We start from the raw sequence: 26,284 nt of genomic DNA on the forward strand, positions 1-26,284 counted from the left end.
CCGCATATTGATGCGGGATTTTGTGTCGAAGTGATTACGCTAACTTAAATTTCGCTAAGTCTTGTTTCTGCTGATTCGACAGTTTGGCAAGCTCGGCTGAAGCCTGCTGCGTTTGCGCGACCGCGCTGGCGTTTTGATTGACCAAATCCATGATCACCTCAGAGCTCTTGGCCACCTCTTGCGTCACACTGAGCTGCTCCTGTGAGGCGCTGGCGACCAGAGCGTTAATCTCTGAGATGGACACCACCGACGCTTGTATCTCTTCGAAAGCGGTTTCTACTGAGTTTGCTCTGCTTACTGAATTCTCAATCAATTTTTGATTATCGAGCATCGTTTGATTTGCGAGTTCCGCTTGCTCCTGGAAGCTTGCGATCATCGACTGAATACGTTGAGTCGATTGCTGAGTCTTGGCCGCTAGATTGCGAACCTCATCCGCCACCACGGCAAAGCCACGTCCCTGCTCACCCGCTCGGGCGGCCTCGATAGCTGCGTTCAAGGCTAATAAGTTGGTCTGCTCAGAAATCTGGCTGATCACGTCCACCACTTCCTCGATATTCTGAGTGTCGTCTTTTAGCTGTCGCAAAGCCTTGGCTGTTTGATTGATTGAGCGATCAATCTCTTGAGTTAGTGCGACAGAGTGCTGCAACTCGGTGCTGCCAAGATTAACGCTTTGAGTTGCCAAGTTTGCGGCTTGTTCCGCTTCATGAGTGCTGCCTGTCATTTCATGGACCGTAGCTGAGAGCTGAGTGATCGCCGTCGAAACCGCCTCTATCTGCACCTTTTCCTGTTGCGCATTGGCGGCAGTCTCTTGCATCACACAGGATAACTCCTCTGCAGCCGAGGCGACACTATTGCTCATCGAATGGCTGTTTGTTAATAGCACATTTTGACCATTAGCCAGTTCAATCAGTGACTTATAAACCCCAGTAGGCTTAACTGTGATTGGAGTAAAGTGGCTAAAATCCCCTTTAGCCATTTTTCTGAGGTGACGTGAAATTACCTCAGGCTCTGCGCCAAGCAAGCCAGAAATGGATGAGGTTATTTTGTAGGAGATGACCGCAAATAAGATTATCCCTAAAGGGATCACCGAGATACGCACCTTGTGAAACTGCTGTTCGGTTTGAGCCGAGGACTGGTAAATCTCTTCAACCACCTCCAGCTGAAGCTCAATTAGCGCATCAATACGTCCACTGAGTTCATCGATATCGGTGTAAGTATCAAGAATCATCTCAGACAAGGTGAGGCGATTATCTCTTAAAGCTTGTTGGCGCGTGGAAAGATTACTCACCACCGTTTCCAACTGCTGCTCAGCACGATCAGCCAAGACGTGCTCTTGCGCCGTCAGGTTTGTCTGACGGTATTGCTGCCAATCTCGATTCGCCGTCACAAGCGTATCATCGATCTGTCTGAACAGGCGATTGAGATCCCCCTGCTCAAGGTGAGTTTTGTTCAATGCATCGATGACATTGACGGCATAGGCATCTGAGATAGACTTGAGCTGAGCCAGCGGAATCGCGCGATCAACTTGAATGGTTTGGATACTGTTTAAGAGTCGGTGTGAGGTCAGATAGCTTGATACGCTAACCGCAACGCAACAGACAATAGCAATAATGCTAATTGACCAGATTTTCTGTGAAATTTTCATCTACTACCACGGCAATAAGCGCCAGCATTATATCGTTGGCGTTCAGTTTATAGGTTGGAGTACGGAAATTAACGACAAAAAGTGTAAGATTGTTTAACTTTGGCATAAAATTCATTGAATTAGCCGGATAGTGACTCTTTATTCGAAACAAAAAATCCCGCTACATAGCGGGATTTTTTGCGTCAAGCAGCAAGGTGATTAAAGGAATTTAACCTTAGTCACTTCTTTAATCGCTGACAGTACAAATGTTGGTACTGCCGCCGCGCCGATGATCATCATTAGGTGACCGAACTCAACGGCTTCTGTGCTAAATACTAGCTGACCGAAGCCTGAGTACACAACGCCTAGAGAGAGTAGAGCTGATACCGCTACTGCGCCTAGTAGGTAGTTGTTTGTGAACGGGTTCTTACGGTAAATCGTTGTGAACGTACGTGCATCGAACAAGCTCCATAGCTGAGCAAAGATAAGCGTTAGGAATGCAACAGTCTGTGCATACTGAGCGCTGTAGCCATCGCCTAGTGCTACTGAGAATGTGAAGTAACTTAGACCACCGAGTGCCAGACCACGAGTCACGATACGTGCGCCTAGGCCATCAGAGAAGAAGCCTTCGTTACGTTTACGTGGCTTACGCTCCATAAGGTCTTTCTCTTCAGGCTCTACACCTAGCGCTAGCGCTGGTAGACCATCTGATACTAGGTTAACCCATAGGATCATTAGTGGCGTTAGTGGCAGAATCGCTTCTGGGCCCATTAGTAGGAACGCAAATAGGATTACCGATACTTCACCCACGTTAGCCGTTAGTGCCTGACGGATAAACTTACGCAGGTTATCGAAGATTTGACGACCTTGGCGTACCGCTTTTACGATGGTGCTGAAGTTGTCATCCAGTAGGATCAGGTCACCAGAGTCTTTTGCTACTGACGTACCTGTGATGCCCATCGCTACACCGATGTCAGCACGACGTAGAGCAGGTGCATCGTTTACACCGTCACCGGTCATCGAAGCCACTTCGTTGTTCTCTTGCTGCGCTTTAACGATGCGTAGCTTGTGCTCAGGGGTTACACGCGCAAATACCGCAACCTTAGGACAGATAGCTTTGAGCTTGTCATCATCCATTTGGTCAAGCTCAGCACCTGTCACGACTAGGTCGTCTTCGCTGCGGATAATGCCGATTTCACGGGCAATCGCTGCTGCTGTTACGGCGTGGTCACCGGTGATCATTACCGTGCGAACACCTGCGTTGTAACAGCTGTCTACCGCGTCACGTACTTCAGGGCGTGGTGGATCCATGATGCCGTAGATACCAAGGATGCTGACATCTTTCTCAAGCTCTGGGAAGTCAAGCTCTAGCTCTTCTTCTTTTAGCTCACGGAAACCAACCGCTAGTGTACGCAGAGCGTCGTTACCGAACGCTTGAATTGCTTGTTCGAAGTTAGTTTGTAGCTCTAGTGCTGGAGCAGTATCTAGCGCTAGGTTACCCACGGTTGCTGCCTCTGTGCCCACTGTTGGGACAAAGCCGCCGTCAACCATGTAGCTAGTTGATTTACCTAGAACTACGTCTGGCGCACCTTTAAGCGCTAGGAAGTGCTTACCTTGTGGGTCACGCACGATGACTGAAGCCATCTTACGACCAGAGTCGAATGGGAACTTCTTAACGATAGAGTAACCACCAGTGCTTAGCATCTCAGATTGGTTCAGACCCGCTTTTGCTGCTGCAACAATCAGTGCGCCCTCAGTTGGGTTACCACGTACTGTCCAGTTACCTTTTGATTCTACGTATTCTGCATCGTTACAAAGGGTAGCAACCACTAGACCTTTCATCATTGCTGGGCTGTTAGTTGCCGCAACGTCGTGGTCTTTTGCGATGAATTCGCCTTTCGGATCAAAACCTTTACCAGATACATCCCAGTAACGGCCAGATACGTCGTAAGCCTTCATCACCTGCATTTGGTTTTGAGTTAGCGTACCTGTCTTGTCTGAACAAATCACAGTCGTTGAGCCAAGAGTCTCAATCGCCGCGAGCTGTTTTGCTAGTGCGTTGCTCTTGACCATCTTCTGTGAACCCATCGTTAGTACGATAGTCACAACCGTTGGAAGACCTTCAGGGATTGCCGCTACAGATAGAGAGATACCTGTGGTTAGAATTTCAAGCCATGGCATGCCGTGGTAGAAGCCGATCGCACAAACGATAGCGACAACCACTAGAGCCACAACTAGAAGCGCTAGAGCGATAGTGTCCATACGCTCTTGCATTGGTGTTTTGGTCTCTTCCGTTTGGTTCATCATATCAGCGATGTGACCAACTTCTGTTTCCATGCCTGTGCTAGTCACTACAGCAAGACCGGTACCGGTCGTCACGATAGTGGTCATGAAACCCATGTTCTTCTGATCGCCAAGACCTACTGTCTCATCATCAATGGTTTCAGATTGCTTGTTGACTGGCTCAGATTCACCGGTCAGTGCTGCTTCATCGACAGTCAGACGGTTCGCTTCAATAATGCGCACGTCAGCAGGCAGAATGTCACCAGTGTTAATCTTGATCATGTCACCAGGTACAAGCGTTTTCGCCGGTACGCTGATCCATTTACCATCACGCATCACTTCTGCTTCTGGAGCCGCCATCTCTTTTAGCGCTTCCATACCCTTCTGAGCTTTGAATTCTTGCCAGAAAGCGATACCGGTGTTGATTAGAATGATAACCGCGATTGCGATCGCATCGATCATATGGCCAGTGAAGCCAGAGACAAGTGCGCCGATACCAAGGATAAAGATGAGTGGGTTTTTGTACTGATGAATGTACAGCTCCCATGCAGTTGCTGATTCCTGCGCAGTCAGTTCGTTTGAACCGTACTTCTCTAGGCGCGCTTCTGCTTCAGCAGTCGATAGACCTGTATTCTGATCTGTATTCAATGTGTTCAGAACATCTGAACTATGTTGTGTAAACCATTTACTAGTCACTTTAAGGACTCCACATCAACGTCCGCTTCCTTGGACAAATGTATTAATATAAGACTTATTGTTTTTTATTTCCCGAATCCAGCTTGCTTCTGCTAGTGCATAACTAGTCGTTATCAAGTCGGTTTTTGAATATATACCAAGCTATTTTGGATTGGCAAAGATCTGCTGTTAACACCAAACGCACACTTGACAACCAAATGCATTGCGCGCTTGAAATATTTTAGAAACGAAAATAAACCATGAGAATAACAACTAATCTTAAGTCATTGTAATAACGAGTAATATTGAATTTTTGTGATATTGCTCATTATTCGTTATTTCTTTCTAAAACTGGCGGTTAAATCGAAAAATCCTTAATAACGAAATGATAATTCGGAATAACCTGTAAAAAATGCTAAACTTATCGGTGGAATCATAGATTGAAAAAATGGAAGCAAGTGAATAGCTAGTTAGATTCTGAGCTAATAAGCAACAAACCGGGAACGACTCGCCACTAATATTTACAACGCTAGGTTTTTAGACCTAGTTTTGAATAGCATGTATTCAGTCAGATTTTTATTCAAACTCGTCTTTCAATACTCGAAGTCATTGTGGTTTTGTCGACCTGATCATCAGCAAACTCACCCACCCAATTGTCTTATAATTGTAAGGTGTCCGCTGTTTTTGTCTGATTTGCAGCTTGATTACAGCCTTTAATAAAATCAATAATTTAATATTATTGTTACTCTTCGGACTGGGTTGCGTAATATAGTGTTATACCCAAGTGACCTCGCTGAAACTGCATCGTGAGGTTGCTTGGGTATAAAGTTTTCTATCAAACACATTTAGGAGCAAGGATTATGGCTAATGGTCGCGTTCTGCACACCATGCTAAGAGTGGGTGACCTCGATCGCTCAGTTGAGTTTTACACTAAGGTCATGGGAATGAACCTACTACGCACCAACGAAAACAGTGAATACAAGTACACACTGGCGTTTGTCGGCTACGGTGACGAGTCTAGCGGTGCAGTGATTGAACTGACTTATAACTGGGGTACAACAGAATATGACTTAGGCTCAGCCTTTGGTCATATCGCGATCGGTGTTGATGATATCTACACCACCTGTGATGCCATCAAAGCCGATGGCGGCAACGTAACCCGTGAACCAGGCCCAGTAATGGGCGGCACAACAGAGATCGCCTTTGTTAAAGACCCTGACGGTTACATGATCGAGCTAATTCAAAACCGTCAAGCGCAGGCTGGGATTGACGGCTAACTCTTAATTAGAGGCGAGAGGCGGGATCGCTTCGCTGCGAGAGGCGAGGGGTGCTCGTTGAAACTTCTCACCTCTCAATCCGCGGGTCTGTGTCGGTAGAATTCTAAGATGATAGAACTGATTCAGAACCATTAGCCGCAGGCGTGTATTGACGGCTAACCTGAAACACAAGCGAGTGGCGGGCTTACTTTTCTGCGAGAAGCAACGGGCGATCGCTGAAACTACTCGCCTCTCGTCTCTCGATTCTCGCCTCTGTCTTAAACGTGAGTTCGCCCAAGCGAGATCACCACACGGCGGTTTTTGTCGCGGCCGATTGGTGAGGTGTTGTCGGCGACTGGGCGTCGGTCTCCGTAGCCTTGTACTTGGATGCGATGCTCTGGTAAGCCTAGGGACTCGAAATAGTCACGTAAGACCTTGGCACGCTTATCCGATAAGCTCTGGCTTACGCTGCGGGCCTCTTCGGTTCCAGTGTAGGTCGACACCAATACCAGGTCGATATCTGGGTTATGACGAATATATTCAGCGATCTGCTCTAGGCGCTGCAACGAGGCCTTGTTGAGATTAACGCTTTCACGGTCGTAATGAAGAATGGTGAAGGCAATGTCCTCGAAGCTGTACGGCAGCAAGTTGGCGACACAATCGCTGAATACGGAATATTTTGCCTTAAAACTAACAGGCGATAGCGCGACTTCGATACGTTGATCGCGACTCTGCCACTCCTGGTAGCTAAAGGTTGGAAAGCGCCCTTTTTCCAGCTCACTTAAGATCCCCCATGCGGCCTGGCCGCCAATGTAGCCATCAAACTGCTGGTAGAATTGGACATTCGCTACACGATCGGCGCTGTCTCCCGGCTGCCAAGCAGCAGGCATCGATATCAGACTCACGTCTCGGGTCTCACCCATCGGCCGGCGCATTTTGAGCTCAAAATCAAGGTTAATCCGCTTACTTGCCCGTGAAGAAAATTCTGCATCCCCATAGCTTGGGATCGGGTGTACCATTCGGCACTCTAACGGCGTATTGGCGATCATTTCCCATGTCGATTGCTCTGGGGTCGAACCATATTTTTTGGCGACGGCTTGCGCATCAAATGCCACGAATACCATCGCTGGCAACAACCAACCTAGAACTGACTTCATTAAAAAACCTTCACCTGTACCTGCTAGCAACTAAAAGAGGCAAACCTTGCCGCTGTGAGAAATGATGCAATTTTCTCGCCATATTGTCCAACGCCTTAACAGATTATTGTCGAGATCCCGGCTATGATAATCATGCTGTTTCAAGCAAGTATTAAACCCCTCACCTGAGCTTGTAACACGTCATCGCTTAACAAAATCGATTCAGAAATGCCTCTTTTTCTGTAATAATGCAACGCCTTAATTTGCAGAACCAAATTGATATGAGTGTAGTAAACGAAGCATTGACGCTTAAAAAGCGCTTTAGAGGTTATTTCCCTGTGGTAATCGATGTAGAAACCGCAGGATTTAACGCCCAAACTGACGCCTTGCTTGAAATTTGCGCAGTCACCCTTCGCATGGATGAAGAGGGCAATCTACACCCGGCGTCGACGATTCACTTCCATGTCGAGCCATTTGAAGGCGCTAACTTGGAAAAAGAGGCGCTCGAGTTTAACGGTATTCGTGATCCTTTCAGCCCACTACGCGGCGCTGTCAGTGAGGGGGAAGCACTCAGAGAAATCTATAAACTGGTTCGCAAAGAACAAAAAGCGGCAGACTGTAGCCGCGCGATCATGGTTGCTCATAATGCCAACTTTGATCACAGCTTTGTTATGGCGGCCAGTGAACGCTGCAAATTAAAACGCGTCCCTTTTCATCCCTTTGCTACCTTTGATACAGCGGCACTAAGCGGCCTTGCGTATGGCCAAACCGTGCTTGCCAAAGCGTGTAAAGTCGCGGGGATGGAGTTTGACAATAAGGAAGCACACTCAGCCCTATACGATACACAAAAAACTGCTGAGCTGTTCTGCGGCATCGTCAATAAGTGGAAAGCGCTTGGCGGATGGCCAATCATTGAAGAAAAATAACACTACACGAGAATAATATGAATCCGGTTGTAATTTCAGTCTGTATCATGCTGCTGCTAGCATTGATGCGCGTTAATGTTGTCGTGGCATTGACCTTTAGTGCCATTGTCGGTGGCCTCATCGCAGGAATGGGCCTTAACGATACCGTGGCCGCATTTGAGAGCGGTCTTGGCGGTGGCGCGACTATCGCACTTAGCTATGCGATGCTCGGTGCCTTTGCTGTCGCTATCTCACGTTCGGGTCTGACGGACCTACTCGCGCAAAGCGTGATCAAAAAAATTCATGGCAAAGAGCATGGGGCTGCCTCGATGGGCCTCAAATATCTGGTTTTGATTGCTCTGGTTCTAGTCACCATGTCGTCACAGAATGTTGTGCCTGTGCATATCGCGTTCATTCCAATTTTGATCCCACCTCTGTTAGGCGTGTTTGCCAAGCTCAAGCTTGACCGCCGTTTGATCGCCTGTGTGCTGACCTTCGGTCTAGTTACACCATACATGGTGTTGCCGATCGGTTTCGGTGGTATCTTCCTCAACAACATTCTGTTGACCAACCTGCACAACAATGGCCTTGAGGGCGTGACCGCCGCGCAAGTCCCTACGGCAATGCTGCTACCTGCTGCCGGCATGCTGTTTGGTCTACTCACTGCGACTTTCTTTAGCTACCGCAAACCTCGTGAGTATCAAGAAACTGAGCTAACGCACGTAGAAGAAAACCCTGCTGCAGTCGATAAAAAGAATATCTTGGTTGCCGTACTCGCGATTGTCGCGACCCTGTCTGTTCAACTCTCAACCGGCTCTATGGTTATCGGTGCCCTAGCCGGCTTTATGGTCTTCACTTTTGGCGGCGTGATCGCATGGAAAGACACCCAAGACGTGTTTACTCGCGGCGTGATGATGATGGCGATGATTGGCTTTATCATGATCGCGGCTGCAGGCTTTGCGGCGGTAATGAAGCAAACTGGCGGTGTCGAGACCTTGGTTGATGCGCTATCCACCTCGATTGGTGACAACAAACCACTCGCGGCGCTGCTGATGCTGATCGTGGGTCTTTTGGTGACCATGGGTATTGGTTCATCATTCTCTACCATCCCAATTATTGCCACCATCTACGTTCCGCTTGCGGCGGCATTTGGTTTCTCACCAATGGCCACCATCGCGCTGGTTGGTACAGCCGCGGCACTAGGTGATGCAGGCTCGCCTGCCTCAGACTCGACGCTCGGCCCAACGTCTGGCCTAAACGCCGACGGTCAACACGAGCACATCTGGGAAACCGTTGTTCCGACCTTCTTACACTACAACCTACCGCTTATCGCCTTTGGTTGGCTTGCGGCTATGATTCTCTAAAATAAAGGTGGGCGAGGTTCGAGGACGGGCTTTGCCCTACGGGGAGCGAGGAAAAGCAGAGGTGAGAAAAGCGTACGCCGCACTCCTCAATACTCGGAACGAAGTGATACTCGCACCTCGAACCTTAAAAAAGGCTTGGGAATCCCAAGCCTTTTTTGATCTTATGAGAAAATTACCAGCCGGTTACTTGGCGTAACGCTGAGCCTATGTCGGCTAGGCTTTTTACGGTGCGCACGCCAGCCGATTCTAGGGCGGCGAATTTCTCGTCGGCGGTGCCTTTACCGCCTGAGATGATGGCGCCTGCGTGGCCCATACGCTTGCCTGGAGGGGCGGTGACACCGGCAATGTAGGAGACGACAGGTTTGGTGACGTTGTCTTTAATAAACGCCGCTGCCTCTTCTTCGGCTGTGCCGCCAATCTCACCGATCATCACGATCGCTTCTGTGTTTGGGTCTTCCTCAAACAGCTTGAGGATGTCGATAAAGTTCGAACCTGGGATCGGGTCACCACCAATACCAACACACGTTGACTGACCAAAGCCCTCATCGGTGGTTTGCTTAACCGCCTCATAGGTCAAGGTACCTGAGCGCGATACAATGCCCACTTTACCTTTCTTATGGATGTGACCTGGCATAATGCCGATCTTACACTCATCAGGGGTGATGACACCTGGGCAGTTTGGACCAATCATCTTAGTGCCAGTTTCCTCAAGCTTAACCTTCACATCAATCATATCCGTGGTTGGGATGCCCTCGGTGATGGTGACAATCAGCTCGATACCCGCATCAATTGCTTCTAGGATTGCATCTTTACAGAAAGGTGCAGGTACATAGATAACGGATGCGGTTGCCCCAGTGACCTCAACAGCCTCACGGACGGTATTGAACACAGGTAAGCCTAGGTGCTCTTGTCCACCTTTACCCGGAGACACACCACCGACTAGCTGGGTGCCATAAGCCAAAGACTGCTCCGAGTGGAACGTACCCTGTCCACCAGTAAATCCCTGGCAGATAACTTTGGTGTCTTTATTGATTAGTACTGACATTATTTACCCTCCGCAGCGGCAACCACTTTCTGTGCAGCGTCTGTAAGTGACTCTGCTGCGATAATATCTAGTCCTGATGTTGCAAGCACATCACGACCAAGATCGGCATTGGTTCCTTCAAGACGTACCACCACAGGTACAGTCACACCGACTTCTTTCACCGCGCCGATGATCCCCTCAGCGATCATGTCGCAACGTACGATGCCGCCAAAGATATTCACCAAGACCGCTTTTACGTTGTCGTCGGACAGAATAATCTTAAACGCCTCTGCCACACGCTCTTTGGTCGCGCCGCCACCCACATCAAGGAAGTTGGCTGGCTTACCGCCATGGAGGTTAACGATATCCATGGTGCCCATTGCCAGACCCGCACCATTAACCATACAGCCGACGTTACCGTCCAAGGCTACATAGTTCAGCTCCCATTGAGCAGCGTGCGCTTCACGCTCATCTTCTTGGCTGGGATCGTGCATTTCACGCAATTTTGGCTGACGGTAGAGTGCGTTAGAGTCGATATTAATCTTGCCATCGAGACACAGAAGATTGCCTTCACCTGTGATCACCAGCGGATTGATCTCAAGTAGGGCTAGATCATACTGAGTAAACATCTGTGCAAGACCCATAAAGATCTTAACGAACTGTTTGATCTGCTCACCGGCCAATCCAAGCTTGAAAGCCAGCTCACGTCCCTGATAAGACTGAGGGCCGACTAACGGGTCAATCGCCGCTTTGTGGATCAGCTCAGGCGTCTCTTCCGCCACCTTTTCAATCTCAACACCGCCCTCGGTTGACGCCATAAACACGATTTTTCGTGTTGAACGATCGACAACCGCACCGAGGTAGAGCTCGTTGGCAATATTAGATGCCTCTTCAACAAGGATTTTCGATACTGGCTGGCCATTCGCGTCCGTTTGATAAGTCACTAGGTTTTTTCCTAGCCACTTTTGCGCAAACTCTTTTACACCCTCTTTCGTATCGTGAAGTTCGACGCCGCCGGCTTTACCGCGACCACCAGCATGGACCTGACATTTGACCACTTTCTTGGGCGTGTTAATGCGACCAGCTGCCTCGAAGGCTTGCGTAGGCGTGTCGCACGCATAACCTTCCGGTACAGGCAAACCGAATTCGGCAAACAGCTGTTTGGCTTGATATTCATGCAAGTTCATTTCGATATTCCGTTTGTTTTCCCTTTTACTAGTGCAAGGGATTTATTATTTCCATAATGCCTTTCAAGGCATCTGTAGGGTCTTCTCAACTAAACTGCCAGATATCAACCAAGGCAGTTTAAGTGAAGGCCAAACGTCGAGCCAGTCTAGCCTTAGCTAAAAATAACGTCTAGCGACAGAGGGCTGCTAGACGTTTTAGCGATATTAAACGTCCAATAGCAGACGTGCTGGGTCCTCTAGTAGCTCCTTAATTGTCACTAGGAAGCCAACAGACTCTCGTCCGTCGATCAAACGGTGGTCATAAGAAAGTGCCAGATACATCATCGGCAGGATTTCCACTTGACCGTTTACCGCCATTGGGCGCTCTTGGATCTTGTGCATGCCCAAAATGGCAGATTGTGGCGGGTTAATGATTGGCGTCGACATCAGTGAACCAAATACCCCACCGTTAGTGATGGTGAAGTTCCCTCCCATCAATTCATCTACAGTAAGCTTGCCATCGCGACCTTTGATAGCGAGCTCCTTAATGCCCTTTTCAATATCCGCAAAGCCTAGTGTGTCGCAGTCTTTTAGAACAGGCGTCACCAGACCACGCGGCGTTGATACCGCCATGCTGATATCGAAGTAGTTGTGATAGACAATATCATCACCATCGATAGAGGCATTGACCTCTGGGTAACGCTTGAGCGCCTCAGTAACGGCCTTAACGTAGAACGACATGAAGCCAAGACGAATGCCGTGACGCTCCTCGAACTGATCCTTGTATTGCTTACGCAAGTCCATGATCGGTTTCATGTTGACCTCATTAAAGGTGGTCAGCATCGCGGTGTTGTTCTTAGCCTCAAGCAGTCGATTGGCGACCGTCTTGCGCAGGCGCGTCATCGCCACACGTTTTTGGCTGCGAGCTGCCGCTGGTGCTTCTTTGACTGACACGGTCTCATCCGTATCCTCAGCAGGTTGCGGACGAGCAAGGTAGGCTTCAATATCTTCACGCGTGATACGACCACCAACACCGGTGCCCTTCACTTGACTGGCCTGTAGGCTGTGCTCTGCCAGTAGGCGGCGCACCGCTGGGCTTAAAGCATCATTCGACTCTTCGGTCAAAGTGGCCTTGTGGCGCTTATCCGGTGATGACTCGGTCTCTTTGGTCGTGTCGGTGGTGGGTTCACCAGCGATGACGCCAGCTTTTAACTTAGCAATGAGCTGCTTAGAGAAAACCGTCGCGCCCTCGGACTCGACGATAGCCTCAAGCACACCAGCTTCCGGTGCTGGCACTTCGAGCACCACTTTATCGGTTTCGATGTCGACAAGAACCTCGTCGCGCTCAACGGCCTCGCCCGGTTGCTTGTGCCAGGTTGCAACGGTTGCATCGGCAACTGATTCAGGTAAGTCTGGAACCAGAATTTCAATTGTCATAGTTATCTCTTCCTTTAATTTCTAGTTCTTAATCCGAGGATTGCGAGCTGATGGTTAGCGCGTCATGAACCAGCGCTTTTTGTTGTTTCAGGTGCACAGACATGTAACCTACCGCGGGTGACGCCGATGCCGGACGCCCTGCGTATTTCAAATCTGCTCCTGTCGGAATGGCCATCCGGAAATTATGCTGGCTACAGTACCAAGCCCCCTGGTTTTGCGGCTCTTCCTGACACCAAACAAAGTCTTCAACATTGGTATACGGTGCAATTGCTGCTTGCACTTCCGCCAATGGGAAGGGATAGAGCTGCTCAATACGAACAATCGCTACATCGTCTTGGTCATTGCTACGACGCTGTTCAAGCAGATCGTAGTAGACCTTGCCAGAGCAGAACACTACGCGTTTGACTTTGCTCGCCTCAAGCTGATCAATCTCACCGATGGCGGACTGGAAGGTGCCCTGAGAGAGCTCCTCGAGTGACGAAACACACAGAGGATGGCGCAGCAAGGATTTTGGCGACATGACCACCAAAGGTCGGCGCATTGGGCGCACCACCTGACGGCGGATCATGTGATAAACCTGGGCCGGTGTTGATGGCACCACTACTTGCATGTTCTGCTCAGCGCACAATTGTAGATAGCGCTCAAGACGGGCGGATGAGTGCTCTGGGCCTTGCCCTTCGTAGCCATGCGGCAACAACATCGTCAGGCCACACAAACGGGCCCATTTTTGCTCACCAGAGGAGATGAATTGATCGATCACGACTTGTGCACCATTGGCAAAGTCACCAAACTGGGCTTCCCAAATCGTCAATCCCCCCGGCTCCGCGGTCGCATAACCATACTCGAACGCCAGCACCGCCTCTTCCGATAACACCGAGTCAAACACTTGGAATGGCCCTTGTTTATCGTGAATATTCGCCAGCGGCATATAAGTACTGGCATCGTCTTGATTGTGCAAGACGGAGTGACGATGGAAGAAGGTACCGCGCCCCGAGTCCTGACCTGAGATACGAATGCGCTTGCCATCATCCACCAGCGTGGCGTAAGCCAGCGTTTCCGCCATCCCCCAATCGACCGGTTTTTCGCCCGATATCATCGCCTTGCGATCATTATAGAGTTTGTTTACCCGGCTCTGCAGCTTGTGACTTTCTGGGTATTGGCACAGGCGCTGGCCAAGTTCGTTAAGGCGCTCGGGATCATATTGGCTATCCCACTCCTCATCCCAGTCGTGACCAATAAACGGTGACCAGTCAACAGAGTGTAGTGCCATCGGCCGCCACTCTTTCACCACCACCTCACCGCGATCCAGCGCGTCGCGATATTCGTTAATCATCTGGGTGGCGAACTCGATGTCATATTCCCCACGCTCGATCAACACATCCGCGTAGAGCTTACGTGGTGTAGGGTGCTTTTTGATCTTCTGGTACATCAATGGCTGAGTCGCATTGGGCTCATCAGCCTCGTTATGACCATGGCGGCGATAGCACACCAGATCAATCACGACATCGCTGCGGAATTCATTGCGGTAATCCAGCGCAATGCGAGTCACGAACGCCACCGCCTCTGGGTCATCGGCGTTGACGTGGAAGATAGGCGCCTGCACCATCTTAGCGATATCGGTGCAGTACATAGTCGAGCGCGTATCACGCGGATTCGACGTGGTAAAACCAACTTGATTGTTGACCACGATCCGCACCGTACCGCCAACCTGGAAGCCGCGAGCCTGAGACATGTTGAACGTCTCTGCCACCACACCCTGGCCTGCGATTGCCGAGTCACCATGAATAGTGATAGGTAATACCGTGCTACCGTTTTTATCACCTAAGCGATCCTGACGCGCCCGCACCGAGCCAATCACCACAGGATTGACTATCTCAAGGTGTGAAGGGTTGAACGCCAGCGCCAAGTGCACATCACCGGTTGGTGTTGCAAAATCCGCTGAGAAGCCTTGGTGATACTTAACGTCACCCGTGCCCCAGGTCTCGTCGTGTTTACCCGCAAACTCATCAAACAAGTCCTGCGGTTTCTTGCCCAAAACGTTAACCAGCATATTCAAGCGACCACGGTGCGCCATACCAATCACCACCTCACGCATGCCCGTCTTACCAGCATGGCGGATCAGCTCCTTAGTCATTGGGATCAACGCATCGCCCCCTTCGAGTGAGAAGCGCTTCGCGCCTGGGAACTTGGCGCCAAGATAACGCTCAAGGCCTTCAGCGGCAGTGAGTTCTTCGAGAAAGGTCTGTTTTTCCTTGAGGCTAAACGAAGGCTGACCGACGACCGACTCCAAGCGCTGCTGGATCCAGCGTTTTTGTTCGGTGTTGGTCATGTGCATGTATTCAGCGCCAATCGAGCCACAGTAAATCTTGCGCAATCCATCATAGATATCGCGCAGCTTCATGGTCTCTTGACCTATCGCAAAGGAGCCGACGTTGAACGTCTCTTCGAAGTCATCGTCAGTGAGGGTATGGAAGGCTGGGTCGAGCTCAGCCACAGGTGGGCGCTGCCACAGACCCAGAGGATCTAGAGCGGCGGCTTCGTGACCGCGAAAGCGGTACGCATTAATTAATTGCAGGACTTTTACTTGTTTTGCATCGACATCAGGATCACTAACTTGGACATTGTAATGCTTAGTCTCTTGAGCGAGCCGTCGGAAGTAGTCACGGACGCGTGAATGAGGCTGTTCTGTCACCTCTTGTTTGAGAGCTGGGAGATCCTCAAATACACGTTTCCACTCCTCACTTACCAGATCGGGATCACTGAGATACTGTTCGTAGATCTCTTCTACGTAAGTTGCATTGGCGCCAGCCAAGTGTGAAGACTCGAGCCATGCCTTCATCACGCCGTTGTGCATATATTCCCTTAACCAGTAGTTTTCACGTTTGCTGCGGTCTTTGCCGAGCTTGTATGCCGATCCAATATAGGATCGGCAATTCTTTTTAACACTATTAAATCGAACGATTAACCAACATCGACTTGATATGGCCGATGGCTTTCGTTGGATTTAGCCCCTTAGGACAAACACTTACACAATTCATGATGCTATGGCAACGAAAAACGCTAAATGCGTCGTCGAGATCGGATAATCGTTCATCTGTTGCTGTATCGCGACTATCGATCAACCATCGATACGCCGCTAATAAGCCTGCCGGCCCGATAAACTTATCCGGGTTCCACCAGAACGACGGACATGACGTCGTACAACACGCACACATGATGCACTCATATAGGCCATCAAGATGAGCACGCTCATCCGGCGACTGCAGGTTTTCTCGTGATGGCGGCTGCGCGCCCTCATCAACCAGAAACGGCTTCACCTTGGCATAGTTGTCATAGAACTGGGTCATGTCGACAATTAAGTCACGCACAACCGGTAGACCGGGTAGCGGCCTGATCACGATCTTGTCGCCCTCAAGGGCCGACAATGGCGTAATACACGCGAGGCCATTTTTACCGTTCATATTTAGGCCGTCGGAGCCACAGACCCCCTCACGGCATGAGCGACGAAAAGCGATCGATGGGTCTTGCTCCTTAAGCTGGATCAGGGCATCAAGCACCATCATGTCTGAGCCTTCTTCAACCTCAAGCTCGTAGTCTTTCATAAAGGGTTTGCTATCAACATCAGGGTTATAGCGGTACAAAGAGAAGTTAAGTTTCATCATCGGTCCTCCTCCTAGTATGTACGGGCTTTCGGTGGAAACGCCTCACGGTAGACAGGCGCCATATTGACATCACGCTTGCTCATCTGCTCGGAGTCCGGGTTATAGATAGAGTGACACAGCCACTGGTCATCGTTGCGATCTGGGAAATCAAATCGGGCGTGAGCCCCACGGCTTTCAGTGCGATAGTTGGCCGCGACAGCCGTCGAGAAAGCGGTTTCCATCAGATTATCTAGCTCCAAGCACTCGATACGCTGGGTATTGAACTCGGAAGACTTGTCGGCAAGGTGGGCGTCTTTTAGTCGCTCACGGATCCCTTTAAGCTCCTCAAGACCGGTAGCCATTGCCTCACCCTCACGGAACACCGAGAAGCTGTTTTGCATGCAGGTCTGCAGGTCTTTGCGGATTTGTACCGGATCTTCACCGCCAGTGCTGTTTTCCCAACGCATGGTGCGCTCAAGCGAGGCTTCAATATCAGAAGCCGTTGCTGGGCGCGCTTCGGCTTGCGCCGCGAGCGTTTCACCCAGATGCAGCCCAGTTGCTCGACCAAACACCACCAAATCAAGCAGTGAGTTACCGCCCAAGCGATTCGCACCATGCACTGAAACAGAAGCAATCTCACCACAAGCAAACAAGCCTTGAACTTCAACATCCAACCCATCGTTACCTTGCTTGATCGCTTGACCAGAGACTTGGGTCGGGACCCCGCCCATCATATAGTGACAGGTAGGGATAACCGGAATCGGCTCTTTGACTGGGTCAACATGGGCGAAGGTGCGCGATAGCTCACAAATACCCGGTAGACGAGACTCAAGCACCTCTTTGCCCAAATGATCGAGCTTAAGCTTGATATGTGGGCCCCAAGGGCCGTCGCAACCGCGCCCCTCACGGATCTCAATCATCATTGAACGTGCAACTACATCACGACCGGCCAAGTCTTTGGCGTTCGGCGCGTAGCGCTCCATAAAGCGCTCACCATCTTTATTTAACAGATATCCGCCCTCACCGCGACAGCCCTCGGTAACCAATACGCCCGCTCCGGCGATACCGGTTGGGTGGAATTGCCACATCTCCATATCTTGCATCGGTACGCCGGCACGCAGTGCCATGCCAACCCCATCACCGGTGTTGATATGGGCATTGGTGGTAGAGGCGTAGATGCGCCCTGCGCCGCCCGTAGCTAGTACCGTTGCTTTCGATTTGAAGTAGCTGATTTCACCGCTTTCCATACAGATAGCGGTACACCCCATGATTGCGCCGTCTTGGTTTTTGACTAGGTCGAGTGCATACCACTCGGAAAAGATCGTGGTTTTGTGTTTGATGTTCTGTTGATAAAGCGTGTGCAGCAGAGCATGACCGGTACGGTCAGCTGCGGCTGCAGTTCTCGCGGCTTGCTCGCCACCAAACTCTTTCGATTGGCCGCCAAATGGGCGCTGATAAATAGTTCCATTATCAAAACGAGAAAAGGGAAGCCCCATTTTCTCAAGCTCAATCACCGATGCGGGGCCATTTTTACACATGTACTCAATCGCGTCCTGGTCACCGATATAATCAGACCCTTTGACGGTATCGTACATATGCCACTGCCAATCGTCTTTGTGCGAGTTGCCGAGCGCGACGGTAATGCCGCCTTGGGCGGACACAGTGTGCGAGCGAGTGGGAAAAACTTTAGATAGCAAGGCACAACTTAGCCCCTGCTCTGATATTTGCAGTGCAGCGCGCATCCCTGCACCACCAGCGCCGATTACGACGGCGTCAAATTCTCTAACTGGAATAGTCACTTATGCACCCCACAAAATAAACAGACCCGAGAATAGGTAACCCAACAGCACGGCAATCACGCCGAGCTGCAAACCACCGCGCAGCATTGCATTCTTAATGTAATCAGTGAGCACCTGCCATAACCCTATCCATGCGTGGATCAAAATACTGAGTAGCGCCAGCATGGTGAAAACCTTGGTAAAGGTGCCTGAGAAGAACTGCGTCCAATCGAGATAAGAAATATCGCCGGAAAACATAAAAAACGCGACGAGGTAGAGTGTGTATAAGGTCATAATGATCGCGGATGCACGAATCAAGAGAAAATCGTGCACCCCGTTACGACCGACGGAAGAAACGTGTTTTACCATACCAATACTCCAGCTAGGAGCGAGAGCACTCCAGTCACAACAAACGCCACCTTGGCAGTCATTGCACCGGCCTCCAGCTCCTCAAAGTAGCCTAAATCCATGACTAAATGTCGAATACCACCTACGATGTGATAGGCCAAAGCGGTCAAAATGCCCCACAGGCACACTTTTACCAAAAAGCCGTCTACAATGTGGGTGGCTTGCATGAATCCATTGGGGGATTGTAAGGATATGGAAAGCAGCCATAGCAGTATCCCTACCGCGACAAAGGTAATCACCCCTGAGACTCGGTGTAAGATCGAAGCGATTGCGGTAATGGGGAAGCGTATAGTCTGCAAGTCTAAATTAACTGGTCTTGACTTTTTTTCTTTCACGGGCTTGCTCACTTTGCTCTGTTGTCTAAGCTTTTTTTCGAAATCTTGTAATTTCGAACGCTAGAGCCCTAAAATTCACATTTTTGAAACAAACACCCCTCTTCGTGGGTTAATTTTTTATGTCAAATCCGTGATTTTTAGTTCAAGGTGCGAATTATATCTTCGCTTATCGCCTTGAATTGTATGGGCTAAGGTTAAATCAACGTCGTAAATATACGACCTGTAACATTGTAATACAATTAGTGTAACAATTTTTGCTACCTGGCACATATTTTTAACCATATCGTTATAAAAAAGCGTAACAAGTGCACACAACACAGGAGAAAAATTGACTTTAGCGCTCAAGACACGTAAAAAAATGGCACACAAACATCCTGGATGGATTAAAAAATAAACAAAGGAGATTGTTATGGCGGATAAGAATGCGATCCTTCATATCGAAGGAAAAGCACCAATCGAACTGCCGATTATGGACGGGTCTATCGGTCCACAAGTCGTCGATGTTCGTAAGTTGGGAGCCAGCGGATACTTCACGTTCGACCCCGGCTTTCTTGCCACTGCATCCTGTGAATCTCAGATAACCTACATCGATGGTGGCAAAGGCGTGCTGCTTCACCGTGGGTTCCCGATCGATCAGCTCGCTAACAACGCTGATTACCTAGAGGTTTGTTATATTCTTCTCTACGGCGAAGCACCGACTCGCCAACAATACGAACAGTTCAAAACCACTGTCACGCGCCACACTATGGTGCACGAGCAAATCGCTAGCTTCTTCCACGGCTTCCGTCGTGATGCGCACCCAATGGCTGTCATGTGTGGTGTGGTTGGCGCACTGGCTGCGTTCTACCACGACTCTCTAGACGTCAACAACGATGAGCACCGTGAAATTGCGGCATTCCGCCTCATTTCAAAAATGCCAACCTTGGCGGCAATGTGTTACAAATACTCGGTGGGACAACCTTTTATCTACCCACGCAACGATTTGACCTATGCAGAAAACTTCCTGCATATGATGTTTGCCAACCCGTGTGAAGAGTACGAAGTCAACCCTGTGGTTGCCCGTGCAATGGACAAAATCTTCACCCTACACGCAGACCATGAGCAAAATGCATCGACCTCGACGGTACGTCTTGCCGGCTCTTCAGGCGCTAACCCATTCGCCTGTATCGCAGCAGGTATTGCCTCGCTCTGGGGCCCTGCTCACGGCGGTGCTAACGAAGCGTGTTTGCGTATGCTTGAGCAAATCGGCAGCGTCGATATGATCCCTGAATACGTTGAGCGCGCCAAAGACAAAGACGATCCGTTCCGTCTGATGGGCTTTGGTCACCGTGTGTACAAGAACTACGACCCACGTGCAACGGTAATGCGTGAGGCGTGTCATGAGGTGCTTAGCGAGCTGAACATCAAAGACCCACTACTGGAAGTAGCAATGGAGCTAGAGCGCATTGCGCTGTCTGATGAGTACTTCGTCGATAAGAAGCTCTACCCGAACGTCGATTTCTACTCAGGTATCATCCTCAAAGCGATTGGTATTCCAGTCTCAATGTTCACCGTGATCTTCGCTATGTCACGCACCATCGGCTGGATCGCCCACTGGAACGAGATGCACAGCGACCCAGAAAACCGCATCGGCCGCCCACGCCAGCTCTACACCGGCCAAGAGCAGCGTGAATTCGCACCGATCCACGAACGCGAATAAAACAGCTCAGGGGCGAGGTTCGGGGACGGGCTTTGCCCTACGGGGAGCGAGGAGTTCTGTGCGAGTGGTGAGTTACACGTACCGTCTCTAAGCTCTTACCAATGACCAAAAAAAGGCTTAAACGATGTTCAAGCCTTTTTTGTTCAATTGGGAGCGACAATATCATCGTGTACGATGAACTCCTCGTTCCTCGGAACGAAGTGAAACCCGCTCCCCGCCCCTGTTTTTATACAGGATTATCGATATCCACAAACGTCACATCCAACCCATGCTCACGCGTCAACCACTCGCCAAGCGCCTTGATGCCATAACGTTCGGTGGCGTGGTGGCCTGCGGCGTAGTAGTGAATATCCATCTCGCGTGCGGTGTAGGTGGTGCGCTCGGAGATCTCGCCAGAGATAAACGCATCTAGGCCGTGTTGCACGGCAAGCTCGATAAAGTCCTGACCGCCACCGGTGCACCAACCGACTGTTTCAATCATCTTGTCTTGATTCTCCGGGGCAATATGCAGTGGAGCACGGTCAAGCACCTTGTTGATACGCTCGGCAAATTCAGCGCCACTCAATGGCTGTTTTAGGCGGCCAAACAAGGCAACGGATTGTGGATGTCCCTCGAGACCACCCTCGATCTCAATTTCCAGTAAGCGAGCAAGCTCTGCGTTATTACCTAGCTCAGGGTGGATGTCCAATGGGAGGTGGTAACCGTATAGATTGACATCATTTTTGATTAAAGCACGAATGCGCTTACCCTTCATGCCACGGATCGGCTCAGGCTCACCCTTCCAGAAATAGCCGTGATGAACCAGCAAGGCATCGGCTTGTAGATCGATAGCTTTATCGATCAACGCCTGAGAGGCAGTGACACCGGTAACAACGCGTTTGATCTGAGCGTTGCCCTCTACTTGGAGGCCATTTGGTGCGTAGTCTTTAATCAGCTGTGGTGACAGCTTTTGATTGAGTATTTTTTCTAGCTCGAGATTGTTCATTTTCCAGGTTCCATTACTCTGCTTTTGGCAAAGTGTATTCGAAGCCGTATAGTGATGCTAGTGATGTTGCCCATACCAAGGCACAAGGAGTGACAATGAGCGACCTGCAACGCTTTTATGACTGGATTGGCCGTGCGCCCTCACTGTTTGAGCTGCATGAACCCATGGTGGACTTGCAACACCTGCCTCACACGCACCACCCACTTGAGCCCTACCAAGGCAACTCTCGCCTGGGCTTTCTCTATCAACACCTGTGTACCGAGAAACTCAGCCACAGTGATCGCTATCAGCTCGAGTTGCAAGAGGTACAAATCCAAGCACCAACAGGGCAAACCATAGGCGCCATCGACCTAATTTTGCGCGACACTCAGCTCAATCAATTCGAACACTGGGAGGTAGCAATCAAGTTCTACTTGCTCCACCAGTCACTATGGTATGGGCCAAATGCACGCGATCGCCTCGACAAAAAGCTCAAACGGATGCTCTCCCATCAACTCGCCATGAGCAGCACCGATATTTTCTGCGCGCGCTACCCTCACCTGACCAACATCACCGAGCGACTCCTGATCCAGGGCCGGCTCTACACCAACCCATTCGAGCCAGAAACCATCCCCAAACACTGCCTAGGCTATGAGCTTAATCCAAGCCAAATCAACGGCTTTTGGTGCTATCAACACCGATTCCACCAGATAGACCAACCACTATACCGCCTAGAAAAGCCTCTATGGGCCTGTGGCCGCACTGATTTCACTCAGCCTATTGCGTCCCCTACAGGACGCTTTACCCACGCTCAGACGCGCGATGGGGTGTTTTGGTTTATTGTGCGCGATTGCTGGCCTAACGACCGCTGAGAGGCGAGAGGCGAGAGGCGAGAGGCGAGAGGCGAGAAGCGAGAAGCGAGAAGCGAGAAGCGAGAAGCGAGAAGCGAGAAGCGAGAAGCGAGAAGCGAGAAGCGAGAAGCGAGAAGCGAGAAGCGAGAAGCGAGAAGCGAGAAGCGAGAAGCGAGAAGCGAGAAGCGAGAAGCGAGAAGCGAGAAGCGAGAAGCGAGAAGCGAGAAGCGAGAAGCGAGAAGCGAGAAGCGAGAAGCGAGAAGCGAGAAGCGAGAAGCGAGAAGCGAGAAGCGAGAAGCGAGAAGCGAGAAGCGAGAAGCGAGAAATTTTTTCAACCCTGACCACTGCTGTCAAGTATTCCACCACCTCGAGCGTAGCGTACTCGCAGGGCAAAGCCCGATCTCGACTCTCGCCTCTTAACCAAAAAGGGGCCGGCCAAGCCAACCCCTCACACGAATACTAAAACTGAAACCTAAAGGTCAGCGTTAGCAAAAACTTGGTTAACGATTTCCTGCGCTTCCGCTTCGATCTGTTTTAGGTGCTCTTCGCCTTTGAAGCTCTCACAGTAGATTTTGTAAATGTCTTCTGTGCCTGATGGGCGAGCAGCGAACCAGCCGTTGTCGGTGGTGACTTTTAGGCCGCCGATGGCTGCGCCATTGCCTGGGGCGTGTGTTAGGCGGGCAGTGATGGCATCACCAGCTAGCGTATCAGCAGTGACCATTTCGGCAGACATCTTCTTCAGAATATCTTTTTGTGGGCCATTTGCGACGGCTTGAATACGGTTGTACTGAGACTCACCATGCTTAGCGGCCAGCTCTTCGTAATACTCTTGTGGGTTTTTGCCCGTCACAGCGGTGATCTCAGCAGCAAGTAGACACAAGATGATGCCATCTTTGTCCGTTGCCCATGGCGTACCATCTTTGCGCAAGAAAGACGCGCCCGCACTCTCTTCGCCGCCGAAGCCGAACTTGCCTGAGTATAGTCCGTCAACAAACCACTTGAAGCCAACAGGCACTTCACACAGCTCGCGACCAAGGTCAGCAACTACGCGATCGATCAGTGCGCTTGATACCAGCGTCTTACCCACAGCAACATCTTGCGCCCAACCGTCGCGATGACGGTAAAGGTAATCAATACATACCGCTAAGAAGTGGTTAGGGTTCATTAGACCTTTTGGCGTCACAATGCCGTGGCGGTCGTAATCTGGGTCATTACCGAATGCAAGATCGTACTGATCTTTCAGCGCCAATAGACCTGCCATCGCGTACGGCGATGAGCAGTCCATGCGGACTACGCCATCTTTGTCTAGCGACATAAACTGGAAGCTTGGGTCGATCGCTTCGCTCACCAAGGTCAGGTTCAGGTTGTAGGTCTGGGCAATTTGACGCCAGTAATCAATGCCGCTGCCACCCAGTGGATCAACGCCAATATTTAGGTTGGCTTTCTGAATCGCTTCGATATCAATCACATTGGTCAAGTCATTCACGTACGGCGTGATCAGGTCTTGCTCAACGAATAGATCAGATGCTTTTGCTTGCGCCAAAGGCATGCGCTTAACGCCCTCTAGACCATTAGCGATCAGTGCATTGGCACGGTCTTCGATAGCTTGAGTAAGTTCACCCTCTGCTGGACCACCGTGAGTTGGGTTGTATTTGATACCGCCATCTTGCGGTGGGTTGTGTGATGGTGTGATCACAATACCATCTGCTTTCGCTTCATTAGCTAGGTTATGAGTCAGGATCGCATGTGACACGCCAGGCGTTGGCGTGTAACCATTGTTCGCCTGAGCGATCACCTTAACCCCATTCGCGACCAACACCTCAATCACGCTGGCAAACGCTGGCTCAGATAGAGCGTGGGTGTCTTTACCGACAAAGATAGGACCTGTTGTGCCCTTTTCCGCACGCACTTCAGCAACTGCTTGGGCAATGGCGACGATATGATGCTCATTAAAAGAGGTTTTGTCCGCCGTACCGCGGTGGCCAGAAGTACCGAACTGAACTTTATGCTCAGGGTTTGAGGCCTGTGGTTGCAGTAGGTAGTAGTTAGACACTAGGGCTGGAATATTATGCAGGTCTTGCTGTTGCGCTTTTTGTCCTGCACGTGGGTGCATAGCCATGACGACATCCTTTCTAAATTACAAAAATAAAAAAAACCCCATAGTACTGATTTTGATCCCAGCATTATGAGGTTTACATCCAATTTCTTTAAATTGACAGTGTGACTTTTTCAATCAAATCAGCTGGAAAGCTCATTCGAGCCATAAGCTGCTCGACCATCTGACGCTTGCGGCTGGTGTTGTTATTGGTGATCACCCAAAATGGTGTATTTGGAATCGCCTTTGGCTTGGTCGTCTTACCACCCTCAAGCAGGGTCTGCTCATTGTCCGCAAAGTAAACGCGCTTGCGGCCCTTAACCTGCATCGCTTCGGCGAAGTCTTCAGGGCTCAGTGTGTACAGAGTCGAAAGCACCAACATAAAGCGATCAATCGCTTTCTTCAGTCCCGCGAACTCATCTGAGATCAATAGCGATCGCATCTCTTTAATATTATCTACGCCGTTGATGCGACCCGCATCTTTACTGACTACAATGCCTTGGGGCTCCTGCGTTGCAAGACTCTCCGCTGCAGGCATACCCATCGCAGGTGCAACTTGCGTTGGTGCTGCCTGACCGTTTCGATCAACCTTTAGCAGGCGACGTAGAATGTCTGACGCACTCTCGCCAATGTGCTGGGTTTGGCTAGCAATGTAGCGGTAAAGATCCTCATCAACCTCAATTGTTTTCATTCGCTTTTCACAATCTCAATGTTTAAACTCTGAGGAATTATACCCAAGTCATCCTAAGATGCTAGGGATCTTACTGTAAATAACAACACCCAAGCAGCACAATTATTAAAACAAAACTATGTCAGAATTGCTCAATCATAAAATTCAGGGATCGGGTCAGCCAGTTGTGTTGATCCACGGTCTGTTTGGTAGCCTTGATAACCTTGGACTCGTCGCACGTGGACTGGAAGAACACTATCAGGTGATCAGTTTGGATCTGCGTAATCACGGTCGATCTTTCCATCGCAATACTCACACCTATCAAGAGCAGGCGCAAGATGTGCTGGCTTTACTCGAGCACCTCAATATCCAACGTTGCTCGCTCGTTGGCCACTCTATGGGCGGTAAGGTAGCAATGAAGATAGCGAGTCTTGCCCCGCAGCGCGTGGAAAAGCTCGCGGTGATGGATATGGCACCTGTTGCCTACACCACGCACAATCATGACAATGTCTTCGCCGGACTCAAGTCGGTGATCAGCCACCAGCCAACCTCACGTATGGCGGCAATGGCCCTGCTTGCCAACAGCATTGAAATGGAGGGCGTGCGTCAGTTCCTATCCAAGTCAATGTTTAGTGACGAGGGGATTATTCGTTGGCGCTTTAATGTTGCCACCCTGCTGGAGCAGTATTCCGCCATTGTTGGCTGGCAGCCAGGAGAGCCATTTGAGCAGGCAACCCTGTTTATGAAAGGCGCCAACTCTGACTATATCTTAGCTGAACACCAAAGCGCCATCGCCCATCAATTCCCACAAGCGAAGGCGCATATCGTGGCGAATACCGGGCACTGGTTGCACGCTGAAAAGCCTCAGGATGTGATCCGAGTGCTGCGCAGATTCTTACAAACTTAGGCGCTATGGATAGATACTGAGAACACTCACAGATAGTCAAACGCCAATCATTAACATTAATTCATA

Annotated in this window: 20 protein-coding genes; 6 read left to right on the forward strand and 14 right to left on the reverse strand. The window is 50.2% G+C overall.

Features of this window, described 5'->3' with window-relative positions:
- Positions 1-34: 34 nt before the first annotated feature.
- Together ACZ5R2_RS14020 and ACZ5R2_RS14025 are read right to left on the reverse strand one after the other, a co-directional pair.
- Entirely contained in the window at positions 35-1,645 is a 1,611-nt protein-coding gene (locus tag ACZ5R2_RS14020) for a methyl-accepting chemotaxis protein (protein WP_464899965.1), read from the reverse strand.
- 198 nt (positions 1,646-1,843) lie between these two features.
- On the reverse strand, positions 1,844-4,603 hold the full coding sequence (locus ACZ5R2_RS14025) for a cation-translocating P-type ATPase (RefSeq protein ID WP_464899966.1): 2,760 nt from the start codon (positions 4,601-4,603) through the stop codon (positions 1,844-1,846).
- An 839-nt stretch (positions 4,604-5,442) separates the two neighbouring features.
- On the opposite strand from ACZ5R2_RS14025, the gene gloA reads away from it, so the two are divergent.
- The gene (gloA, locus tag ACZ5R2_RS14030) at positions 5,443-5,859 is read left to right on the forward strand and encodes a lactoylglutathione lyase (protein WP_464899967.1); all 417 of its coding nucleotides are present in this window, start codon (positions 5,443-5,445) and stop codon (positions 5,857-5,859) included.
- Positions 5,860-6,116: 257 nt separating this feature from the next.
- Here the strand turns inward: gloA and motY are convergent, their stop codons facing one another.
- Positions 6,117-6,962, reverse strand: a complete 846-nt coding sequence (gene motY, locus ACZ5R2_RS14035) for a flagellar protein MotY (protein ID WP_464902372.1) — start codon at positions 6,960-6,962, stop codon at positions 6,117-6,119.
- Between the two features lie 293 nt (positions 6,963-7,255).
- Here motY and rnt point away from each other — a divergent pair, with 293 nt between their 5' ends.
- Positions 7,256-7,900 (forward strand): ribonuclease T, encoded by a 645-nt coding sequence (gene rnt, locus ACZ5R2_RS14040; protein ID WP_464899968.1) that lies wholly within the window; start codon positions 7,256-7,258, stop codon positions 7,898-7,900.
- 17 nt (positions 7,901-7,917) lie between these two features.
- Entirely contained in the window at positions 7,918-9,243 is a 1,326-nt protein-coding gene (locus ACZ5R2_RS14045) for a Na+/H+ antiporter family protein (protein ID WP_464899969.1), read from the forward strand.
- A 172-nt stretch (positions 9,244-9,415) separates the two neighbouring features.
- Here the strand turns inward: ACZ5R2_RS14045 and sucD are convergent, their stop codons facing one another.
- The 8 genes from sucD to sdhC form a co-directional block, all read right to left on the reverse strand.
- Entirely contained in the window at positions 9,416-10,288 is an 873-nt protein-coding gene (sucD, locus tag ACZ5R2_RS14050) for a succinate--CoA ligase subunit alpha (protein WP_464899970.1), read from the reverse strand.
- Positions 10,288-11,454, reverse strand: coding sequence for an ADP-forming succinate--CoA ligase subunit beta (sucC, locus tag ACZ5R2_RS14055; RefSeq protein WP_464899971.1), 1,167 nt, complete (start codon positions 11,452-11,454; stop codon positions 10,288-10,290). The genes sucD and sucC overlap by 1 nt, the downstream gene beginning before the upstream one ends.
- A gap of 204 nt (positions 11,455-11,658) precedes the next feature.
- Positions 11,659-12,870, reverse strand: coding sequence for a 2-oxoglutarate dehydrogenase complex dihydrolipoyllysine-residue succinyltransferase (gene odhB, locus ACZ5R2_RS14060; protein ID WP_464899972.1), 1,212 nt, complete (start codon positions 12,868-12,870; stop codon positions 11,659-11,661).
- Positions 12,871-12,898: 28 nt separating this feature from the next.
- Positions 12,899-15,724, reverse strand: coding sequence for a 2-oxoglutarate dehydrogenase E1 component (sucA, locus tag ACZ5R2_RS14065; protein WP_464899973.1), 2,826 nt, complete (start codon positions 15,722-15,724; stop codon positions 12,899-12,901).
- A 94-nt stretch (positions 15,725-15,818) separates the two neighbouring features.
- Complete coding sequence (locus ACZ5R2_RS14070) at positions 15,819-16,529, reverse strand: succinate dehydrogenase iron-sulfur subunit (RefSeq protein WP_438476111.1); 711 nt, start codon at positions 16,527-16,529, stop codon at positions 15,819-15,821.
- A 14-nt stretch (positions 16,530-16,543) separates the two neighbouring features.
- Positions 16,544-18,310, reverse strand: a complete 1,767-nt coding sequence (sdhA, locus tag ACZ5R2_RS14075) for a succinate dehydrogenase flavoprotein subunit (RefSeq protein WP_464899974.1) — start codon at positions 18,308-18,310, stop codon at positions 16,544-16,546.
- Complete coding sequence (gene sdhD / locus ACZ5R2_RS14080; protein WP_438457619.1) at positions 18,311-18,658, reverse strand: succinate dehydrogenase, hydrophobic membrane anchor protein; 348 nt, start codon at positions 18,656-18,658, stop codon at positions 18,311-18,313. It lies immediately after the preceding gene.
- On the reverse strand, positions 18,652-19,044 hold the full coding sequence (gene sdhC / locus ACZ5R2_RS14085) for a succinate dehydrogenase cytochrome b556 subunit (RefSeq protein WP_464899975.1): 393 nt from the start codon (positions 19,042-19,044) through the stop codon (positions 18,652-18,654). Before sdhC ends, sdhD begins: the two co-directional genes overlap by 7 nt.
- Before the next feature lie 397 nt (positions 19,045-19,441).
- On the opposite strand from sdhC, the gene ACZ5R2_RS14090 reads away from it, so the two are divergent.
- Entirely contained in the window at positions 19,442-20,731 is a 1,290-nt protein-coding gene (locus tag ACZ5R2_RS14090) for a citrate synthase (protein ID WP_438457617.1), read from the forward strand.
- A 226-nt stretch (positions 20,732-20,957) separates the two neighbouring features.
- On the opposite strand, the gene ACZ5R2_RS14095 is transcribed toward ACZ5R2_RS14090, so the two are convergent.
- Positions 20,958-21,716, reverse strand: a complete 759-nt coding sequence (locus ACZ5R2_RS14095; RefSeq protein WP_464899976.1) for a Nif3-like dinuclear metal center hexameric protein — start codon at positions 21,714-21,716, stop codon at positions 20,958-20,960.
- 95 nt (positions 21,717-21,811) lie between these two features.
- Here ACZ5R2_RS14095 and ACZ5R2_RS14100 point away from each other — a divergent pair, with 95 nt between their 5' ends.
- On the forward strand, positions 21,812-22,567 hold the full coding sequence (locus ACZ5R2_RS14100) for a DUF1853 family protein (RefSeq protein WP_464899977.1): 756 nt from the start codon (positions 21,812-21,814) through the stop codon (positions 22,565-22,567).
- A 451-nt stretch (positions 22,568-23,018) separates the two neighbouring features.
- Here the strand turns inward: ACZ5R2_RS14100 and pgm are convergent, their stop codons facing one another.
- Both pgm and seqA read right to left on the reverse strand, forming a co-directional pair.
- On the reverse strand, positions 23,019-24,665 hold the full coding sequence (gene pgm, locus ACZ5R2_RS14105; protein ID WP_464899978.1) for a phosphoglucomutase (alpha-D-glucose-1,6-bisphosphate-dependent): 1,647 nt from the start codon (positions 24,663-24,665) through the stop codon (positions 23,019-23,021).
- 88 nt (positions 24,666-24,753) lie between these two features.
- On the reverse strand, positions 24,754-25,332 hold the full coding sequence (gene seqA / locus ACZ5R2_RS14110; RefSeq protein ID WP_464899979.1) for a replication initiation negative regulator SeqA: 579 nt from the start codon (positions 25,330-25,332) through the stop codon (positions 24,754-24,756).
- Between the two features lie 118 nt (positions 25,333-25,450).
- Here seqA and ACZ5R2_RS14115 point away from each other — a divergent pair, with 118 nt between their 5' ends.
- Entirely contained in the window at positions 25,451-26,218 is a 768-nt protein-coding gene (locus tag ACZ5R2_RS14115) for an alpha/beta fold hydrolase (RefSeq protein ID WP_464899980.1), read from the forward strand.
- The last annotated feature ends 66 nt before the right edge of the window (positions 26,219-26,284 follow it).

It is taken from the genome of Vibrio sabulosilitoris (assembly GCF_055391395.1).